We start from the raw sequence: 18,285 nt of genomic DNA on the forward strand, positions 1-18,285 counted from the left end.
CACCCTTGCGGGCGCTCTCGTCCAGAGGTCGGAGCCCAGTACGCCGGGACGACGTACTCCGTACTCCGGATTATGTGAGGGTCGTCACAGCTCCTCGGGGTTCACGGCCGCGCCGCTCAGGATCAGCTTCTTGATCTTGTCCTGCACATCCCAGATGTTGACGTTCATCCCGGCCAGCACCCGGTTTCCCGAGTCCAGCCAGTACGCCACGAACTCGCGCTCACCGAGGTCGCCGCGTACCACCACGCGCGCCTGCTGCTCTCGCGCCACGTACCCGGTGTACTCCATCCCGAGGTCGTACTGGTCGGTAAAGAAGTAGGGCAGCCGGTCGTACACGGCGGGCTTGCCCAGCATGGTCAGGGCCGCCACCGCCGGCTGGTTGAGCGCATTCGCCCAGTGCTCCACGCGGATTCGCTGCCCCAGCACCGGATGCTGCTGATCGGCGATGTCACCGACCGCGACGATATCCGGGTCGCTGGTGGCCAGGCTCTCGTCGACCAGGACGCCGCCGCCGACCGCCAGCCCGGCATCGGCGGCCAGCTCGATATTGGGCAGCGCACCCACTGCGACCAGCACCGCGTCCGCCTCGATGTGGGTGCCGTCGTCGAGCCGCACCCCGGTGGCCCGGCCGTCGGCGGTGGTGATCTCGCCGACCTTCACCCCGAGCCGCAGATCCACCCCGTGCGCGCGGTGCAGATCGGCGAACACCGCGCCCATCTCGGCCCCGAGTGCGGCCTGCAGCGGCACCGATTCCGCCTCCAGCACAGTCACTTCCACGCCGGCGGCGCGTGCGGCGGCGGTCACCTCGAGCCCGATCCACCCCCCGCCGATGACGGCCAGCCGCCGCGCGGAGCCGAACATCGCGAGCAGGGCGTCGGACTCCTCGATGGTGCGCAGCACGTGCACCCCCTCGGCGTCCGCGCCGGGCAGCCGCAGCAGGCGCGGCCGCGAACCGGTGGCCAGCGCCAGCTTGTCGTAGGGCAGTGTCGTACCGTCCGGCAGCGCAATGGTTTTGGTGCCGCGATCCAGCGCGGTGACGATGGTGCCGGGCATCATCTCGATATGGTGGTCGCGATACCACTGCGCCGGATCCACGGTGAAGTCGCTGAGCGCCTGCTTGCCCAGCAGATGCTCCTTGGACAGCGGCGGCCGCTCGTACGGCAGATGATCCTCCGCGCTGACGAGCGTGACCGAACCATCGAAATCATTGGCCCGCAAGGCTTCCGCGAGTTTTGCGGCGGCCAGTCCACCGCCCGCGATGACGAACCTGGATGTGGTCATGCCGAAACCTCCCTGCTAGTACGGTCGGGACCGCCGTCGATGAGGCCGATAGTCCGACCCTAGCCCGGGTGGAGTCGGGCGGAGCGGAAATATCGGCAACAATCGGGGTTGTTGCGCATTGAGTACGGCCCTGCCCTCGGCCGTCGATCGACTGCGAAAGGACTTCCCTGTGAGCGACACCAAGAAGGACCGGGTCGACTTCTGGTTCGACCCGCTGTGCCCGTGGTGCTGGATCACCTCCCGCTGGATCCTCGAGGTCGAGCAGGTACGCGATATCGAGACGCACTTCCACGTGATGAGCCTGTCCGTGCTGAACGAAGGCCGCGAGGGCCTGCCCCCGCAGTACGAGGAGCTGCTCGCGACCGGTTGGGGCCCGGTGCGGGTCGCGATCGCGGCGGCCCAGGCGCACGGCGACAAGGTGCTGGCCCCGCTCTACACCGCCATGGGCACCCGCCTGCACAACCGCCGCGCCGAGTACGAGCGTGAGGATGGCTCCCGCGCGGACCTACTCGCCCAGATCATCGCCGAGTCGCTGGCCGAGGTGGGCCTGCCCGCCGAGCTGGCCGAGGCCGCCAAGGGCACCGACTTCGACGAGGCCCTGCGCGCCTCGCACCACGCCGGGATGGACAAGGTCGGCCCGGATGTCGGCACGCCGACCATCCACATCAATGACGTCGCTTTCTTCGGGCCGGTGCTCTCGCGCATCCCGCGCGGTGAGGAGGCGGGCAAGCTGTGGGACGGCGCGGTCGCGCTGGCCGCCTACCCGCACTTCTTCGAGCTCAAGCGGACCCGCACCGAGGATCCCGTCTTCGACTGAGCTGCCCCGCCTCCCCGGGTCTTCAGCGCACGGCTGGAAGCCGTTCACCGGTGGGCACGCGTGCCGCGGTCGAGTAGCAACCCGATTCCGGCGGTACCCGGGGAGGTGCGCTCGCCTCACGAAATAAGTTGTGCCCTCACATATTTGGAGACGTCGCCCGGCCTCGCTGTGACGTCATTGCGGCCGGTACTCGTGATATGTGGCGGTCTCGCCGTATCCGGGCGGCGGACCGCCGTATCCGCCCGGGTACGCCGGCTGGTACCCGCCGTAGGGCGGGGCCGCGACCGGACGCGGCGGTACGTCGGGCCGCCAGAACAGCTTGCCGTGGCGGCTGCGGTCGCGCAGCGCCCACATGCGCCAGGTCAGTACCGGATGGCTGGACATGGCGTTCACGATCCAGACGAAGAAGCCCTTCTCCTGGGCCGCCCGGTCGGCCATCTCGTCGAAACCGACCAGATTGTTCAGGTACTTGCCGCCCGCCAGCGTCTGCATGGCCGGGGGCGCACCCTGCGGCCGGTTGCAGAAGCCGTGATTGTCGGCGGTGTACTCCTGGGAGCGGATCAGCGAGCTGCCCAGGATCGGCAGGAACGGCGCCATGAACATGCCCAGCTGCCGCCAGTACGAGACGTGCCCGGCCGCGATGTGCCCGACCTCGTGGCCGATGATGAAGGCCAGCGCCTCGGGATTGCGTGCCGCGCCGCCGATTTCGAACAGATCGCTGTACACCACCACATAGCGTCGGAAGCCGTGCCCGGAGGCGAACGCGTTGATCTGGCCGTTGCCCAGCACCACGTAGGCGTCGGGCACCTTCGGCATGCCGAACCGGGCCGCGGCCTCCTGCACCATGCGATAGCCCTCGGGGAACTGGGTCGGCGACATCTTCACGCCGTTCACCCGCTGGGTCGCGTAGTTCAGACCGCGGCCCAGGTAGACCAGCAGCGGTGCGAACACCAGGGCCAGCACCAGCTGACCCGCATAGCCGGACACCAGCAGCAGTAGTGCGAACAGATACGCCAGCACGGTGGCCACGATCACGAGCACGAGCAGCGGGATCTCCCAGCTGTGCCGCGCCGGCATCCCGAACGGGGACAGGCCCCGGGTCTGCTGCACCACCGGCGGCTGGGGCGGCGAATACGGTTGCTGTGGAGCCCATCCCGGCGGGCCCAGCCGCGGATCCCATCCGGTCATGCCGGTCACGGGGTTCCAGGCCGGAGCGCTTCTGGCGGTCGGCGGTCCCGGTAGGCCGCCAGCGGATTGCCCCCCGTAGGCGTTCGGCGTTTGTGAACTGTCGTCGGACGTCATGCCTGGATAGTACGTTTCACCGGCGGCGACGCGCGGTCGTCGCTGCGGGGCCGCTCACGCGACGGATTGCCCGGGTGAGAGCCCCGTGCGGACCGGGGGCGCGCGTGCTGACAGAATCGCAGCCATGCGCGTATACCTGGGTGCCGACCATGCCGGCTTCGAACTGAAGAACCACGTCAAGGCTCACCTCGAGGGCCAGGGCCACGATGTCGTCGACTGTGGCGCGCTGGAATACGACGCCCTCGACGACTACCCGGCCTTCTGCATCGAGGCCGCGCGCCGCGTGGTCGCCGAGCCGGGTTCGCTGGGCTTCGTCTTCGGCGGCTCCGGCAATGGCGAGCAGATCGCCGCCAACAAAGTGCCCGGCGCCCGCTGCGCCCTGGGATGGAGCGTGGAGACCGCGCAGCTCGCCCGCCAGCACAACAACGCCCAGCTGCTCGGCATCGGCGGCCGCATGCACAGCACCGAGGAAGCCCTCGCCATCGTGGACGCCTTCATGACCACCCCGTGGTCCAACGAGGAGCGTCACCAGCGCCGCATCGACATTCTCGCCGAGTACGAGAAGACCGGCGTGGCCCCGGCCCTCCCGAACTGACCTGTGCCCGAAGGCCATACGCTGCACCGCCTGGCGAAGCTGCACCACAAGCGCTTCGCCGGCGGTCAGGTCCGAGTCTCCAGCCCACAGGGGCGATTCGCCGAGGGCGCGGCGCTGATCGACGGCCGGGTGCTGACCCGCGCCGAGGCATGGGGCAAACACCTGCTCCACCACTATGATTCGGGCGTCACCCTGCACATCCATCTGGGGCTGTACGGCAAGTTCACCGAATCCGCTGTGCCCATGGACGATCCGGTCGGCGAGGTCCGGATGCGCCTGATCGGCGGCGGCCGCACCGGCGACCTGCACGGCACCGACCTGCGCGGCCCCGCCGCGTGCGAGATCCTGCTCGACCCCGAGGTCGAAGCGCTCACCTCCCGCCTGGGCCCCGACCCGCTGCGCCGGGACGCCGAACCCGACCTCGCCTGGGACCGTATCCGCCGCTCGCAGCGGCCGATCGGCGCGCTGCTCATGGATCAGAAGATCCTGGCCGGAGTCGGCAACGTCTACCGCGCGGAAGTCCTCTTCCGTCACGGCATCTCCCCGCATCGTCCGGGAAAGTCGTTGAGCCGCACCGAATGGGACGAGATGTGGGCGGACCTGGTGGAGCTGATGAAGGTCGGCGTCCGGCGGGGCAAGATGCACGTGGTGCGCCCCGAACACGACTACGGCGCCCCGTCGTACGCCGCCGACCGACCTCGCACCTATGTGTACCGCCGGGTCGGCGACCCGTGCCGCCTGTGTGGCGCCACCGTCGTGCATGCGGTGATGGAGGCCCGAAACCTGTTCTGGTGCCCCACCTGCCAAGCCCGCTGAACCCGTCGCGGACTCGAGCGGCACGTCCGTCCCTGGCTGGATCCGAATGGGCGTTCCGGCAGACGTACGCTCACGCCGAGATCCGCGCGGTTCGGGGTGGTTATGCGCGGACCGCTGGTGCGAGGATCTGTTCGCACCATTCGCGGAATGTTGTGGGACTCGCGGTTTCGTCGGTGCGGGGCACCGCGTCGTCGAGGCCGTTGTTCTTGGCGCGCATCATATCGACGTAGGCGGTCGCGATCGGGTCGCCGATTCCGCGCGCGGTCAGGGTGGCGCGGAAGTCGTCGAGAGATCGCTGCTGGTAACGGATTCGTCGGCCGAGTACCTCGGACATGGTGTGCGCCATCTCGTTCGGTGTCAGGTCCTGCGGGCCCAGTACCGGGACCTCGCCGGTTCCCGTCCAGGAGCGGTCGAGTAGCAGGCGGGCGGCCGCCGCGGCGATATCGCGGGTCGCGACCATCCGCGTCGGGCGGTCGGCGGCCTCGGCGCCGGTGAACACGCCGTCGTCCCGGATCGAAACCGCCTGCCACAGTAGGTTGTCCATGAACGACGGGTTCGCCAGTGCGCGATAGGCCACGCCCGTGCTCGCGATGAGATCGTCCAGCGCCAGCGATGCTGTCACGTGCCCGGCCCGCCCCGCGAGGGGAGTGCCCCGCCCGAGCGACGAGACGCCGACGACGTGCCCGACCCCGTGGGTGGTGAACGCCTTCGCGGCGGCGTGAGTGAATCCGGTGAACACGTCGTCCAGGCTCGGCGCGTACAGGTCGGGCGGGACCAGCCAGAAGACCGCGTCCGCGCCGGCGAAGGCCCGGTCCACGACATCGGCATCGCCGTGCGATCCGGTGACGATGTCGACACGGGCGCGGATCGACTCCGGGAGCTTCCCGGGATCGCGCACGATGACACGCAATTCTTCACTGCGAGTGGATGTTTCGAGGAGTCGGTCCAGCAGCTGGCTGCCGATCTGGCCGGTGGGGGAGGTGATGACGATCATGCTTCGAGTCTGGTGAGGGTTCGTCGCGGCGTCCAAGACCCTTTCCGCGAATTGATACCGTGAGGGTATGGATCTGGATCTGCGCAAGCTCCGCTACTTCGCCGCGGTGGCCGAGCATCGGCACTTCGGCCGGGCGGCGGAGAAGCTCTACATCGCCCAGCCCGTGCTGAGCCGTCAGATCAAGGCTTTCGAGCAGGAATTGGATTGCGCGCTGCTCGTGCGGACCACCCGCACCGTGGAGCTGACCGCCGCCGGACAGCAGCTCTACGAGGAGGCGCAGGGGATTCTCGCCGCCGTCGACGCGGCGGTGCGGCGCGTGCGCGACGCCGACCACGGCGTGCGACGCCTGGTGGTCGCCTTCTCGGCCGGACTGTACGTCTCGGAGGCGATTCGGGAATTCGTGACACGACACCCGGAGGTCGAAACCGATGTCGTGCCCGCACGCTGGTGGGAGCCGGATGCGCCGCTACGGGACGGCCGAGCCCAGATCGGTTACCTCCGGAAGCCTTTCAACGAATCCGGACTGCACACCATCCCCGTCGGCCACGACCCCAGGGTCGCCTGCATGCCCGCCACCCATCCGCTGGCTGCGCGCCGCGAACTCGCCCTGGCCGACCTCGACGGCGAGCGAATGCTCGACACTCCGAAACGCCGCACCGCCTCACTGGAAGAAAAGTTCGAGCTGATCGCCTCCGGCCACGGCATGGCCCTGGTTCCCCGCAGCGTTGCCCGCGCCTACGTCCGTCCCGACCTCGTCCACCGCCCGGTCACCGACGCCCCCAGCGCCGAAACCTGCCTGGCAGTCGCCTCGGACCATCACGACAAACTCCTCCGCGAATTCCTCGACATCGCCACCGCAACCCTGCGGTCCTGAACCATGCCGGAATCCGCACGCTACGGACCGCTGAAAATCGCGACCGCACAGGGCATCTGCGGCTCCGGGATGATGGCGCTGAAGATCTACGCCGTCCGGTCGACGACGGCGCGGGCCCGCAGCCTGAGCAGCTGGCCGACACCGACGGCGAGCAGGGCCGCGGTGGCGATGATGTAGATGTCGCCCGGAATGTGCTGCCACCACGACCACGCGAGTTCCTGATGCTTGCCATTGGGGACGATGCCCGGGCCGATCAGGAAGAACAGTGCGAAGGCGCTGGTCACCGCGAACGGGGTGATACGTGGATTCGTGGTGGTCCAGGCGGCGGCCGTGATCAGGGCGGGCGCCGCCCAGACCCAGTGATGGGTCCAGGACACCGGCGAGATCAGCAGCAGGACCGCCGCATTCACGAGCAACGCGGTCACCGAGAGAATGGTCACCGGGCCCGCCGGACCGGCCGAGTCCGCGGTGCGGCGTTCGAGGCCGACCAGGTGGTGCATCAGGGCGGCGCCCGCGCAGACCGCCACCACGGCCAGGCCCAGCCAGATTGCGGTGGCGGCGGGATTCGACAGGCCGAGGCGGAAGACCATGCCCTTGAGGGACTGGTTGCCGACATAGTCGGGGGAGCCGATGCGGTTGGTATCGGCGATGGCGTGCAGCCAGTAGTCGCGCGATTCCCTTGGGAACAGTACGAATCCGGCGCCGATCACGCCCGCCGCGGTGGCGGCCGCCGTGCCCGCGGCCTTCCAGTCGCGCCGGATGAGGAAGTACAGGACGAAGGCGGCGGGCGTCAGTTTGGTGACCGCGGCGACGCCGATCAGGACGCCGCGCGGCCAGCGGGGCTTCTCGGTCAGGCAGTCGAGGGCGACGGCGGCCATGAGAACGAGGTTGATCTGGCCGAACCACAGTGTGGTGCGGACGGGTTCGACAGCCAGCATGAGCACGACCGCGGTCACACTGAGCGTCAGTTTCGCGCGCGGGTCCAGGTCCGGGCGGACGCGGGAGAGCACCAGCCAGATCGTGATGCCCAGGCAGGCCAGCGAACTCGCGGTCACCATGAGCTCGGCCAGCCACAGCGGCATGATGGCCAGCGGGATCATCAGCACCGCCGCGGACGGCGGGTAGGTGAAGGGCAGGTCGGTGTGGCCCGCCACCGGCAGGGTCGGGCCGTACAGGGTGCCGTGCTCCAGCCAGCCCCGGGTGTCGACCCGGTATACCTGCAGGTCGAGGAAACCGTGCATGGCGGAGAAGATCGCCGTGATCGCCACCGACACCAGGATTCCGATCACGATCGGAATGCGGGGCAGGCCCGGGCGGCCCTCCGACTTCAGATTGCGCAGCAAGTTACGTTGCCCCGCCCGCGTAGTGATCATCAGGGAGACAGTAACCCTTTCGGCTGGTGCGCAGGATGTCCGGATTGCATTGGGAGACTGGTTAATCGATGGCAAATCCATCGATCGGGGTTCGGCCGCCCCAGTGCGCCAACCGGCTGCCCGGACGCGCGAACCAGGTCGCGTAGAAGAGGAAGGATACGGCGGCCAGCGCGGCCAGCACGATGCCCCCCGCGGGTACCGGATACTCCGCCATGGTCGCCGCCAGGAACCGATAGGACAGCAATAAACCGGCGAGCACCGCCGCGCCGAGCGACACGATCCGGGCTCGGGGCATGTCCCAGCCGCGCTCCGGATCCCGCAGTGCCGACTCCACCGTCAGGCACAGCACCGCGCCCGCCACCAGATCGCTGCCGTAGTGGTAGCCGAAGCCCAGCGTCGCGAGCAGCGTGCACACCAGCCAGAAGGCGCCGGCCCAGCGCAGCCAGCGCGGCGCGGTGCGGGAGTGGATGAACAGGGCTGTGGCCCAGGCGGTGTGCATGGAGGGCATGCAGTTGCGGGCGGTCTCGGAGTCGAACAGCATCGGCTGCGGATCGGGGGTCAGCGCGGGCCAGACCTGCGGCCAGTCACCGATCTCCAGGCCGTGGCCGAGCGGGCCGTAGGCGAAGACCGGGCCGACGACGGGGAAGAGCACATAGCCGAGTGGGCCGATCACGCCCAGCACCAGGAAGGTTCGCACCAGGTGGTGCCGCGGCCACGCGCTCGTCGAGACATGGCGCAGCTGCCAGACCGCGACGACCACCGCCGCCACCGGCAGCTGGATGTAGACCACGTGCAGCACGTGCGAGGGCACCGGGCCCAGCGCCTCGAGCGCGCGGCCGACCAGCCACGCCGGTTCGCCCAGCGCCTGGTCGGCCAGCTGGACGTACTGATCCAGCACGCGGGGTCCGGCGACGATGCTGACCATCAGCCAGGTGTCGGCGAGCTTGGAGGCCATGACCAGCAGCACGCCGAAGGCGATGGCCTGCAGGGCGGTTCGGCGACGCTCGCCCTCCCAGCGGAGCACGGCCACGGTCAGGGCGGTCAGGACCAGGGTCGGTCCGGTGCCGATCGATATGTGCCAGCCGCAGGCCGCTTGCAGGGCCAAGGTCAACAGGTCCAGCACCGCGGCGGCAACCAGGCTGACGACCCGGGCCCGGGTGGGCACCCCGATGCATGCCAGCCCCAGTCCGGCCCATGACACGGCCGCCGACTGCGGGTTCGCGAAGTAGTCGTCGATCAGGCTGCGGAGCGGGCCCATCACGCCGTGCGCCGACGCCCATACCTGCGCGACGGTCAGCAACACCACCGCCACGCCCAGCCCGGCGGCCGGGAGGAGCCGAGAACGAGTCCCGGTGCCGGACAGCACCGAGCTGGAAACGTTCATCTTGTGGTCGACCAGCACCGTAAATCGATAACACAGCGCAAACGGAGGCACAACATCCGGTTACCGGAATCCCATTTTCGGGCATGTCCGGCGTGTGCGATGCCATAGTGTCGCCCGCCGATCGCGCGGCGCGTGATCGGGGAGTTCGCTCGCAGGTTCGGGCGACGCCACGGGTTGATCGCCAGGGCTGCCCGTTCAGCCGGGACGGGTCCGGAGGCGGCAGAATCGTGGATCGATCACCGGTGAACGGATTCCGGCGGGCATCGAGGGGCAGTGGCCACGAAGGGTGCGAGGAGCGTAACGCGCTGCGCCGCATGGCCATTGCCCGCGGCGAGCGGTGACATCCGTGGTGGTGCGAATCGAAAGATGGTCGGGGTGACAGGATTTGAACCTGCGACCCTCCGCTCCCAAAGCGGATGCGCTACCAAGCTGCGCTACACCCCGTTGCGCGTCGGACTCGACGCTCCCGCTGAACGGGAAAGAGCGGGTGACGGGAATCGAACCCGCACCATCAGCTTGGAAGGCTGAGGTTCTACCATTGAACTACACCCGCAGCGACCGCATCCTTGGATGCTGTGTGCGTTGAGCACTGTACCGAACCTCACTCCTGGAATGCCAATCAGGTGCCGTTGCCGCATGTCGCGGCCAGTAGGACGAGTCGTTCGGCGAGTCGCTGGAAACCCGCCGAAATTGGGTGTAACACCGGGGCCTCACCAGCGATGAGACATCCGATCGCCATTCGCGAGGCAGCGGGAACCTGTTCTGAATCAGGGGTTTTCGATGTCGGGTGGCTTGCTAGGATCCTTTTTGTCCGGACGGGGGTATCTGGAAAGGGGGCGGTGAGCATGCACCACTGGTGTGGCCGACCGCGTAGTAGTGAGTTCGATCCGAAGGGCGTGACCGGCGCGGCGGCCGGTCCTGGCATCTCGTGCATCGGGTGAGCGCGCATGTCCATCCGTCTCGACACCCGAACCTCCGCCATCGTGGCGGCGACCATCCGCGAATGGGTGCGGGCAGTGCACCCCGGCGCGAGCAGTTCCGCGCTGGGCCAGGCGCCCGCGGTTCCCTCCGATGAACTCGAGCGCATCTTCGGCCGGATCATCGACGATCTGCTGGAATTGGCCGGGTCCGAACCGTTTCCGGTGCAGGCCGCCCGCCACATCGGCCGCAGTCTGGCCGAATCGCCGTTCGACCGCACCCGCATGCTCGCCCCCGCCAGCCGCGCGCTGCTGGGGCTCTCGCCGGGCCAGCGCGGTTCGCTGATCGCCACCCGCTGGTCGTTCATCGCCAGCCAGGCCATCGACGCCTACGCCGAGGCGCTGCAGCAGCGCGCCCTGGCCCAGCAGGAACGCAGTCTCTCGGAGGCGGTGTCGGTGCGGGTGCAGGAGATCGCGGCACTGCAGACCCGGCTGCGGCACGAGGCCACGCACGACGCTCTCACCGATCTGGCCAATCGCTCACTGCTGCAGGAGCGGGTCCGGGTGATGTCCACCGATCCGGCGCGCGGGGTGGGGCTGCTGCTCATCGATCTGGACGACTTCAAGGTGATCAACGACACCTACGGCCACACGGTCGGCGACGAGGTGCTGGTCACCATTGCCCAGCGGCTGCGCTCGACCTGCCCGCCCGACACCGTGATCTCGCGCTACGGCGGCGACGAATTCGTGGTCGCGCTGCCGTCCCGCCGCAATACGCTGGGCGAGCTCGCCATGCGGGTGCTGGCCGCACTGTGCGAGCCGGTGCCCACGGCGGCCGGTCCGGTCCCGGCGTCGGCGAGTGTGGGCACGGCGTTCTGTCCGCCCGGACGGGAGTGCGACTTCTCCGATCTGCTGCGCAGCGCCGACCGGGCCATGTATTCGGCGAAAACGGCGGGCAAACGTCAGTTCGCGGTGTCGGAGCTAGACGAAGAGGAGGTTGATCCAGGTCGCCATAACTCGCGTTTTGCCGCGGTGGCTGGATAATTCGAGGTTCAGGGAAGCTCACAGCGAGTAGCAACAGTTCGGCGAATTCTGCCGCGTAGGCTGGTCGCGTGGCTACGGTCGTCGTTCTGCTCATTGTCATGGTGGTTGTCCTGCTTGCTGTGGTGGCGGTCAACCGCGCGCAGCAATCGCGTTCCAACACTCAGCTCGAAGATGCCAAGGCCGATGCGCGCCGGGTGATCGAGCGCCTCGGCGGGCAGGTCTACAACCTCGTCGGCACCGACGACGCGTCGAAGCAGGCCCTCGCCGATGCGGGGGAGCGGTTCAATGCCGCGGGCTCGCAGATCGAGCAGGCCACCACGCCCGCGCAGGCCCGGCTCGCGAAAGAGACGGCGCTCGAAGGGCTTTACTACGTGGGGGCCGCGCGGACGGCCATGGGCATGGACCCCGGTCCGGCCGTTCCGGAGCTCGACGGTCAGCGCAGTGCCGGCCGGGTCACCGAGGACCGCGCGATCGAATACGACGGGCGGCGCATCGAGGCCTCGCCCACGCCGTCGGCCTCCACTCCGAACTATTACCCGGGCGGTCGCGTCGCCGGCCGTCCCGTTCCCGCCGGTTGGTACTCCGAGCCGTGGTGGAAGACCGCCCTGGTCGCCGGTGCCTGGGGCGTCGGCTCGGCGGTGCTGTTCAACGCCCTCTTCAGCGGCATGTCCGGGGTCGGGTACGACTCGGCCGCCTTCGAAAGCGGTTACGGCGACGGCTATCAGGCCGGGCTGGACGCCGCCGACGGCGGATATGCCGACGGCGGCTACGACCAGAACGCCTCGGACCCCGGCTACGACCAGGGCGGCTATGACCAGGGTGGCTACGACCCCGGGGCCGACCTGGGCGGCCAGGACTTCGGCGACTACGGCAACTTCGGCGGCTTCGACGGATTCGACAGCGACTTCTGACGCCTCGGGACCGGAATCAGTGCCGGGTCTCGGCCCGGGTCGCGTCCAGGAAGACGCGGATCGCGCTGGTCAGCTGTTCGGGCTGATCCTCGGGGGAGAAGGTGCGCGAATCGTGGATCCATTCGATGCGGGCGTCGGGGAATTCGGCGGCCAGGCGTTCGGCGTAGCGGTCCGGGAAGAAGCGGTCGCCCGCCGACCAGGCCAGTAGCACCGGCTTCTTGAAATCGGCGAAAGTCTTTGCGGCGGCGAGGGTGTACTGGCTGTCCAGGCCGCCGATGGCGCGGCGGACGTCCTCGCGGATGGCCTTGGTGCCGACCGGCAGGGCGTACGAGTCGCTGACCGCGCGGTCGATCGGGCCGCGGGCCAGCCAGCCGTAGGCGATGGGCAGGCGGCGAACGGCGCGGATGCGCAGACTCAGGGCCAGTGAGGCGAGCGCCCCCGGAGTGCGGGCGGCCAGGCCGACGTAATCGAAGAACGGCGGCGGGAAGTTCTCGTAGGCGTCGCAGGAGGTCAGCACCAGGCGGGCGACGAGGTCCGGGCGGGCGGCCACGACCAGCTGGCTCACCGCGCCGCCGGAGTCGTTGCCCACCAAGGTGACCGGGCCGAGGTCCAGTTTCTCGATGGCCTGGATGACCAGCTGGGCCAGGCCGGGGGCGCTCAGGTCGGCGCCGGGCATGGCGGTGGTGTGCGAACCGAAGGGCAGATCGATTGCCACGCAGCGGAATTGGCCGGCCAGCGCGGGAACGACCCGGCGCCACAGGTTGGCATTGACCAGCAGTCCGTGCACGAAGACGACGGGATCGCCGCTGCCGCTGTCGAAGACGTTCAGCGTGCCCTGCGGCAGGGTGAGCTCGCGGCGGGCACCGAGGGCGGGGTCGCGCCAGGCGGCGCGGGATTCGGGGGAGATGGTGTGCGTCATCTGGATGACTCCTCTAGGAGCAGTGACGGTGAAGGTGATTTCAAACTAACAAACAGGCTGCCTGTTTTCAATGATTTCGCGTTACGATCCAGGCACCGAGCCAGAAAGGTGTCGATGATCAGGCAAGCCGAACGATCCGAGTCGACCCGCGCGAATCTGATGGCCGCCGCGCGCGAGCTCTTCGCCGAGCGCGGCTACGCGGCGGTCAGCACCCCCGAGATCGTGGAGCGCGCCGGCAGCTCCCGCGGCGCGCTGTATCACCAGTTCAAGGACAAGAAGGACCTGTTCCGGGCCGTCTACGAGCAGGTGCAGCAGGAGATCCTCCAGCAGGTCGCCGAGACCATGGCCGAGGCCCCGCCGACGGACACCATGGCCGTTCTCGAAGCCGGGCTGCACAACTTCCTGCTCTCCTGCGTCGACCCCGAACGCGTCCGTATCACCCTCATCGACGCGCCGTCGGTGCTCGGCTGGCAGGAGTGGCGCGCGGTCGACGAGAAGTACGGCCTGGGCCTGGTCGTCGCGGGCCTCGAATCCGGTATCCAGGCCGGCATCCTGCGCGCCGACCTCGATGTCCGCCCCCTGGCCCTGATGATCCTCTCCGCCCTCGGCGAGGCCGCCATGTTCATCGCCAATGCCGACGATCCCGAAACCGCCCGCGCGCAAACCGAACCCGCGGTGCTGGCCTTGATCAACGGTCTACGGGTCTAGACGCCGAATCCCGCCTGCCCGGCACCGGCGGCGAACACACCGACGCGGCCTTCGACCTCCGCCTGGTCCACTACCTGACCGGCGACAGCTCGGCAAACCCGTACTGGGACATAGTCGGACCGTCCGTCTCCACGGTCGCGGGCCGCCGCGTGGTCGACGGCGGTCACGCCATCGGCAGCACCAGACTCGACTTCGCTCAGACGATCCTGCAATCCGCCTGAGCCGATCCGCCGCTTCGAGGGAGACGGACCCAACAAGCCCTGCGTGGCAGCATTGGAGGGTAGTAGGGCTGGGATTGAGCCGCGCTGTTTCGAATCTTCGCCGTCTCAGGGCGGGGCGACGATATGCACGTCGAACCGCTGTAGGACCTGGATCCGACCGGAGGAGGGTCAGGAAGATGAGAACCATGCAGTCTGTTGTCGCCGACACGGTGGGCGAGCCGTCCGAGGTTCTGCGCCTGCAGACCCGCCCTGTTCCGGAGCCTGGTCCCGGCGAGGTCCGGATCCGGGTGGCGGCCGCACCCGTTCATGCCAGCGACCTGCATACCGTCCGCGGCAGATACGGATTCGCGCCGGAATTCCCCACCGTGCCCGGAATCGAATCCGTTGGTGTGATCGACGAACTCGGTAGTGGCACAGACGGTCTGACCGTCGGGCAACGCGTCATTACGGTCGGGGTCAGGGGAACGTGGCAGGAGTATGTCGTTGCCGATGCCGAGCGGGTCCTGCCTGTTCCCGTCGGCATGAGCGATTCCACGGCCGCCCAGATTCTCAGCAATCCGCTCACCGCCGTGATCCTGACCGGTGATGAACTCGATGTTCGACCGGGTGAATGGCTCTTGCAGACGGCGGCCGGTTCAACCGTGGGTCAGTCGGTCATCCAGCTCGGCGTGCACGTCGGCTTCAAGACCCTCAATGTGGTCCGCCGCCGATCCGCGGTCGAGGACATCCTCGCGCTGGGCGGCACCGCGGTGATCTGTACGGAGGACGAGGACCTGCGCGAACGGGTGGCCGACATAGCGGGCCACGACGGCGTGTCCAAGGCGATCGACTGTGTCAGCGGTCAGGTGGGTGCGGACGTGTCACGTGCGCTGGCACCGCACGGTGAGCTGGTCGTCTTCGGTGCGCTGTCCACGCACCGCCAAACCGATCCCGACAAACTCACCATCCCGGTCTTCGCGCGCTCGCTGATCTACGAAACCAAGACCGTCCGGGGGTTCTGGCTGTTCCGCTGGTTCACCGAGACCCCGAAGGATCGGATGGCCGCAACGATCGACCGGACACTTCAGCTCGCCGGCAGCGGCGCGTTGCGGGTGCCGGAGGGCCGGCCGATTCTCGTCGAAAAGTTCAGCGAAGCTGTCTATCTGGCCGAAGCTCCCGCACACGGGGGCAAACCGCTGCTGGTGTTCGAACGGTAGTTCACCTTCCTGGCGTCTGCGTGTTCTTTCCACTCCCGCCACCGCTGCGAGTTTCGATGGCCTTGATGGACTTCTCGAACGGTTTTCCCAGGACGCGGGTGCCGAAGAGTCCGAGCACCATCGCGAGCAGCCGTCCCCTGAGGTTCTTGCCGTCGCGGACAACGACGGCGTCCACGTCGGTCATGCCCGTGGTCAACTGCGTGAGGGTGTAGGTGTGGCCCGAGGCGCCACCCCACAGGTTGGAGTCGGTGGTCGTCATCACCACGTGATGGGGGTCGCTCCAGTCGTAGTGCAGGCGTTCCCAGATGCCGCTCGAGCCCTCCGTGACATCAGCGTCATGGGGGCCTTCGTGATGCACCTCGAGGTAGCTGTCCGCACTGTTGCCGAAGAGTTCGTGCCGGCCCGGCCCGAAGTCGGTGAGGCCGGCCAGGAACTGCTCAGGCGTCGCGGTGGTCGTCTTGTGGAGATGGATCGTGGTCATGGCGCACGCCTTCCTTGACACTCGAATGATCCGCTCCGGTTCTGAAGACCGGGGTCGGTGACCCACATCCAGAACACCACTCGTTCGAGCGCCACGGAAGAGGTCTGCTCGACCTGATCTTGGGCGTCCACCATCACCCGGTGATGACGACTGTCCCCCCGGGTGGCTGCGGGGCGATCGCGGGAAGCTCGGATAAGCCTGTGCCGCAGTCGCTCCCAAGGCGACTGCGGCTTTGTGCCCTCGGTCCGAAAGGTCTGATTTCATGGTTCTTCTCGGCGACACCCGGCCCGACAGACGAATGTCCTCAGGTTGCCGGTGGGTAGCCTGTGCCAATGTCCGATGAGCTGTGGGGTGTCGTACCGGACGAGCTGCGTGAACTTTCGGCCTCGCGAGAACGGCTACACGATCTGGTCGAGGCGGTGTACACGGTGGTCTCGGACCTGGATGTGGATCTGGTGCTCCGGCAGCTGGTGACCGCGGCGGTCCGGCTGGTCGGTGCCCAGTACGGCGCACTGGGTTTGCTCGAACCCGAGAACGGGAGCGGTGAACGGCAGCTGGCGCAGTTCGTCCCGGTCGGTATGGACGAGGAGACGATTCGCCGGATCGGGCACTGGCCGCACGGCCGGGGCGTGCTCGGCGCGGTGTTGTCCGGGGAGCATCCGGTCCGGCTGGCCGACCTCACCAAGAGTCCCGCCTTCGAGGGCTGGCCCGACGGGCATCCGCCCATGCGCAGCTTCCTCGGGGTGCCGCTGCGCTATCGCGGCACGGTCCTGGGCGACCTGTACCTGACGAACAAGCGCGGCGGCGCGTTCAGCGACGAGGACGAACGGATCATCGAGGCGCTGGCCGTCATCGCGGCCGTGAAGATCGTCAATGTGCGCATGTACGACCAGGTGCAGCACGACACCGAACGCCGCCGGCAGGACTCGGCCACGATCGCCGTCCTCGAGGAGCGCGATCGCATCGCCCGGGATCTGCACGACTCCGTGATCCAGCGCATCTGCGCCGCGGGCCAAGCCCTGCAGAGCGCGCTCCGAATGAACCCGGCGCCCGAGATCGGGGAGCGGCTCGCCCGCGTGGTGGCCGACCTGGACGACACCCTCCAGGACGTCCGCGCCACCCTCTTCGCGCTGCCTCCGACCACCGGCGGGCAGGGTGGATTGCGCAGCGAGATCACCGAATTGGTGTCCACCGCCGTCCGCCACCTCGGTTGCACACCGAGCCTGCGGCAGGACGGTCCCCTCGACACCCGGGTGCCGCCGGAGACCGGGCGGCAGGCGCTGGCCGTACTGCGTGAGTCACTGTCGAATGTGGCGCGCCACGCCGAGGCCACCCGCATCGACGTGGACGTCACCGCGGCCCGGGGGGAACTGCGAATCTCGGTGGCGGACAATGGTATCGGCGTGGGCGACGCGCCCCGGCGGGGCGGGCTGCGCAAGATCGCCGAACGTGCCACCGATCTCGCCGGCGCGCTCGAACTCGGGCCGGGTCTGGACGGGTACGGCACCACGCTGGTCTGGCGGGTACCGATTCCGCAGGTCTGAGCCGGCGGCCGCTTCCGGCCGGTTGCGTCAGTTGGTCGGTTGCGCAGGCTGTTCCGCGGGCTGCGCAACCGCCGCCGGAGCCTTGGTCTTGTCCGCCCACTTGGTGGTGCCGTCGGCGGCCTGCAGGGTGGACAGCAGATCGATGCCCGAGGCGATGAGGGTCGGGCCGCCGACGACGATGGTGCCGATGATGCCGCCCGCCGCGGCGCCGGTGGTCAGGCCCGGGAGACAGCCCGCCACCAGGGTGACGACGCAGCCGATGGTCGCGCCGATGGCGGTGCCGACGAAGGTGCCGATGGTGGTGGCCAGGCTGAACTGGGTGGTGAAGCTGCTCAGCGCGCGGTCGTTCTCCATTTGCGAGGCGACCGGTTTCACGACCAGCGGCTGCGACACCGATACCCCGGCCGGTTTGTCGGGAGTGAGGGCCAGCACGGTGCCGTCCTTCTGCACCTCGGACTTGACCGGAATATCGATGGGTCCCAGATGGAATTTCAGCGGCAGGGTGAGCAGCACCTTGCCGTCGGCGTCCTTCACGTTCACCACGTCGGCGGGCTTGGCCGCCGGGTCCGAATCGGGGGCCGCCGGCGCCGCATCCTCGGCCGCCTGCGACAACTCGAAGGTGCCGCCCTTGAGCGTGGTGATGACGGTCTTGTCCACCAACTTGGCCGAGTACACCAGGCCGGGGGCGGCGGGCTCGGCGTTCGCCGGGCCGGTTGCCACCGACAGTGCGGTGGCCTGGGTCACGAGTGCGCCGATCACCAGGGTGGCAGTCGCGCAGGTGTTGCGGAACTCCATGCGGTATCCAATCCGTCAACAGGTGTGGGCCGTCCGAACCCGGAGCTTAATGGAATTCGATGGTGCCGAACAGGTTTCGGGCGCAAGACACCGCGCGGGAAATATTCGTCCGT

General features: G+C 68.4%; 17 protein-coding genes and 2 tRNA genes. 9 read left to right on the top strand and 10 right to left on the bottom strand.

Going from position 1 to position 18,285, the window contains the following annotated elements:
• Positions 1-84: 84 nt before the first annotated feature.
• Positions 85-1,281 (bottom strand): FAD/NAD(P)-binding oxidoreductase, encoded by a 1,197-nt coding sequence (locus ABZV44_RS11340; protein ID WP_354834709.1) that lies wholly within the window; start codon positions 1,279-1,281, stop codon positions 85-87.
• 169 nt (positions 1,282-1,450) lie between these two features.
• Between ABZV44_RS11340 and ABZV44_RS11345 the strand changes: the two genes are divergently transcribed.
• On the top strand, positions 1,451-2,098 hold the full coding sequence (locus tag ABZV44_RS11345) for a DsbA family protein (protein WP_354834712.1): 648 nt from the start codon (positions 1,451-1,453) through the stop codon (positions 2,096-2,098).
• Positions 2,099-2,272: 174 nt separating this feature from the next.
• Here the strand turns inward: ABZV44_RS11345 and ABZV44_RS11350 are convergent, their stop codons facing one another.
• Entirely contained in the window at positions 2,273-3,175 is a 903-nt protein-coding gene (locus ABZV44_RS11350; protein WP_354835316.1) for a M48 family metallopeptidase, read from the bottom strand.
• A 349-nt stretch (positions 3,176-3,524) separates the two neighbouring features.
• On the opposite strand from ABZV44_RS11350, the gene ABZV44_RS11355 reads away from it, so the two are divergent.
• Positions 3,525-3,995 (top strand): ribose-5-phosphate isomerase, encoded by a 471-nt coding sequence (locus ABZV44_RS11355; RefSeq protein WP_354834714.1) that lies wholly within the window; start codon positions 3,525-3,527, stop codon positions 3,993-3,995.
• A 3-nt stretch (positions 3,996-3,998) separates the two neighbouring features.
• On the top strand, positions 3,999-4,811 hold the full coding sequence (locus ABZV44_RS11360) for a DNA-formamidopyrimidine glycosylase family protein (RefSeq protein ID WP_354834716.1): 813 nt from the start codon (positions 3,999-4,001) through the stop codon (positions 4,809-4,811).
• A 100-nt stretch (positions 4,812-4,911) separates the two neighbouring features.
• Here the strand turns inward: ABZV44_RS11360 and ABZV44_RS11365 are convergent, their stop codons facing one another.
• Positions 4,912-5,805, bottom strand: coding sequence for an NAD(P)H-binding protein (locus tag ABZV44_RS11365; protein ID WP_354834719.1), 894 nt, complete (start codon positions 5,803-5,805; stop codon positions 4,912-4,914).
• Positions 5,806-5,872: 67 nt separating this feature from the next.
• Between ABZV44_RS11365 and ABZV44_RS11370 the strand changes: the two genes are divergently transcribed.
• Positions 5,873-6,679 (top strand): LysR family transcriptional regulator, encoded by an 807-nt coding sequence (locus ABZV44_RS11370; protein WP_354834722.1) that lies wholly within the window; start codon positions 5,873-5,875, stop codon positions 6,677-6,679.
• A gap of 86 nt (positions 6,680-6,765) precedes the next feature.
• Here ABZV44_RS11370 and ABZV44_RS11375 read toward each other — a convergent pair whose 3' ends face one another.
• From ABZV44_RS11375 to ABZV44_RS11390, 4 genes are all read right to left on the bottom strand, one after another.
• Entirely contained in the window at positions 6,766-8,052 is a 1,287-nt protein-coding gene (locus tag ABZV44_RS11375; protein WP_354834725.1) for a glycosyltransferase family 87 protein, read from the bottom strand.
• A gap of 61 nt (positions 8,053-8,113) precedes the next feature.
• Positions 8,114-9,436, bottom strand: a complete 1,323-nt coding sequence (locus ABZV44_RS11380) for a phosphatase PAP2 family protein (protein WP_354835318.1) — start codon at positions 9,434-9,436, stop codon at positions 8,114-8,116.
• Between the two features lie 367 nt (positions 9,437-9,803).
• A tRNA-Pro gene (locus tag ABZV44_RS11385) sits at positions 9,804-9,880 on the bottom strand.
• Positions 9,881-9,918: 38 nt separating this feature from the next.
• Positions 9,919-9,989 (bottom strand) — tRNA-Gly (locus tag ABZV44_RS11390).
• Between the two features lie 394 nt (positions 9,990-10,383).
• Between ABZV44_RS11390 and ABZV44_RS11395 the strand changes: the two genes are divergently transcribed.
• On the top strand, positions 10,384-11,397 hold the full coding sequence (locus ABZV44_RS11395) for a GGDEF domain-containing protein (protein ID WP_354834728.1): 1,014 nt from the start codon (positions 10,384-10,386) through the stop codon (positions 11,395-11,397).
• Positions 11,398-11,495: 98 nt separating this feature from the next.
• Positions 11,496-12,308 (top strand): DUF1542 domain-containing protein, encoded by an 813-nt coding sequence (locus ABZV44_RS11400; RefSeq protein WP_354835320.1) that lies wholly within the window; start codon positions 11,496-11,498, stop codon positions 12,306-12,308.
• Between the two features lie 16 nt (positions 12,309-12,324).
• Here the strand turns inward: ABZV44_RS11400 and ABZV44_RS11405 are convergent, their stop codons facing one another.
• Complete coding sequence (locus tag ABZV44_RS11405) at positions 12,325-13,227, bottom strand: alpha/beta hydrolase (RefSeq protein ID WP_354834731.1); 903 nt, start codon at positions 13,225-13,227, stop codon at positions 12,325-12,327.
• A 114-nt stretch (positions 13,228-13,341) separates the two neighbouring features.
• On the opposite strand from ABZV44_RS11405, the gene ABZV44_RS11410 reads away from it, so the two are divergent.
• Positions 13,342-13,935, top strand: coding sequence for a TetR/AcrR family transcriptional regulator (locus ABZV44_RS11410; protein ID WP_354834734.1), 594 nt, complete (start codon positions 13,342-13,344; stop codon positions 13,933-13,935).
• A 397-nt stretch (positions 13,936-14,332) separates the two neighbouring features.
• Positions 14,333-15,352, top strand: coding sequence for a zinc-dependent alcohol dehydrogenase family protein (locus ABZV44_RS11415; RefSeq protein WP_354834737.1), 1,020 nt, complete (start codon positions 14,333-14,335; stop codon positions 15,350-15,352).
• A gap of 1 nt (position 15,353) precedes the next feature.
• Here ABZV44_RS11415 and ABZV44_RS11420 read toward each other — a convergent pair whose 3' ends face one another.
• Positions 15,354-15,833, bottom strand: a complete 480-nt coding sequence (locus ABZV44_RS11420) for a hypothetical protein (protein ID WP_354834740.1) — start codon at positions 15,831-15,833, stop codon at positions 15,354-15,356.
• Positions 15,834-16,165: 332 nt separating this feature from the next.
• On the opposite strand from ABZV44_RS11420, the gene ABZV44_RS11425 reads away from it, so the two are divergent.
• On the top strand, positions 16,166-17,377 hold the full coding sequence (locus ABZV44_RS11425) for a GAF domain-containing sensor histidine kinase (protein ID WP_354834743.1): 1,212 nt from the start codon (positions 16,166-16,168) through the stop codon (positions 17,375-17,377).
• 27 nt (positions 17,378-17,404) lie between these two features.
• Here ABZV44_RS11425 and ABZV44_RS11430 read toward each other — a convergent pair whose 3' ends face one another.
• Entirely contained in the window at positions 17,405-18,172 is a 768-nt protein-coding gene (locus ABZV44_RS11430) for a hypothetical protein (protein ID WP_354834746.1), read from the bottom strand.
• Positions 18,173-18,285 lie beyond the last annotated feature (113 nt).

It is taken from the genome of Nocardia sp. NPDC004860, from assembly GCF_040609015.1.
Classification (GTDB): domain Bacteria; phylum Actinomycetota; class Actinomycetes; order Mycobacteriales; family Mycobacteriaceae; genus Nocardia.

Coding starts and splice junctions, on each gene's coding strand:
- ABZV44_RS11350 (WP_354835316.1), bottom strand. CDS start 3,175: ATGCCGGCGCGGCACAGCTGGGAGATCCCGCTGCTCGTGCTCGTGATC.
- ABZV44_RS11340 (WP_354834709.1), bottom strand. CDS start 1,281: ATGACCACATCCAGGTTCGTCATCGCGGGCGGTGGACTGGCCGCCGCA.
- ABZV44_RS11425 (WP_354834743.1), top strand. CDS start 16,166: ATGTCCGATGAGCTGTGGGGTGTCGTACCGGACGAGCTGCGTGAACTT.
- ABZV44_RS11405 (WP_354834731.1), bottom strand. CDS start 13,227: ATGACGCACACCATCTCCCCCGAATCCCGCGCCGCCTGGCGCGACCCC.
- ABZV44_RS11410 (WP_354834734.1), top strand. CDS start 13,342: ATGATCAGGCAAGCCGAACGATCCGAGTCGACCCGCGCGAATCTGATG.
- ABZV44_RS11400 (WP_354835320.1), top strand. CDS start 11,496: ATGGTGGTTGTCCTGCTTGCTGTGGTGGCGGTCAACCGCGCGCAGCAA.
- ABZV44_RS11365 (WP_354834719.1), bottom strand. CDS start 5,805: ATGATCGTCATCACCTCCCCCACCGGCCAGATCGGCAGCCAGCTGCTG.
- ABZV44_RS11420 (WP_354834740.1), bottom strand. CDS start 15,833: ATGACCACGATCCATCTCCACAAGACGACCACCGCGACGCCTGAGCAG.
- ABZV44_RS11395 (WP_354834728.1), top strand. CDS start 10,384: ATGTCCATCCGTCTCGACACCCGAACCTCCGCCATCGTGGCGGCGACC.
- ABZV44_RS11415 (WP_354834737.1), top strand. CDS start 14,333: ATGAGAACCATGCAGTCTGTTGTCGCCGACACGGTGGGCGAGCCGTCC.
- ABZV44_RS11380 (WP_354835318.1), bottom strand. CDS start 9,436: ATGAACGTTTCCAGCTCGGTGCTGTCCGGCACCGGGACTCGTTCTCGG.
- ABZV44_RS11375 (WP_354834725.1), bottom strand. CDS start 8,052: ATGATCACTACGCGGGCGGGGCAACGTAACTTGCTGCGCAATCTGAAG.
- ABZV44_RS11430 (WP_354834746.1), bottom strand. CDS start 18,172: ATGGAGTTCCGCAACACCTGCGCGACTGCCACCCTGGTGATCGGCGCA.
- ABZV44_RS11355 (WP_354834714.1), top strand. CDS start 3,525: ATGCGCGTATACCTGGGTGCCGACCATGCCGGCTTCGAACTGAAGAAC.
- ABZV44_RS11370 (WP_354834722.1), top strand. CDS start 5,873: ATGGATCTGGATCTGCGCAAGCTCCGCTACTTCGCCGCGGTGGCCGAG.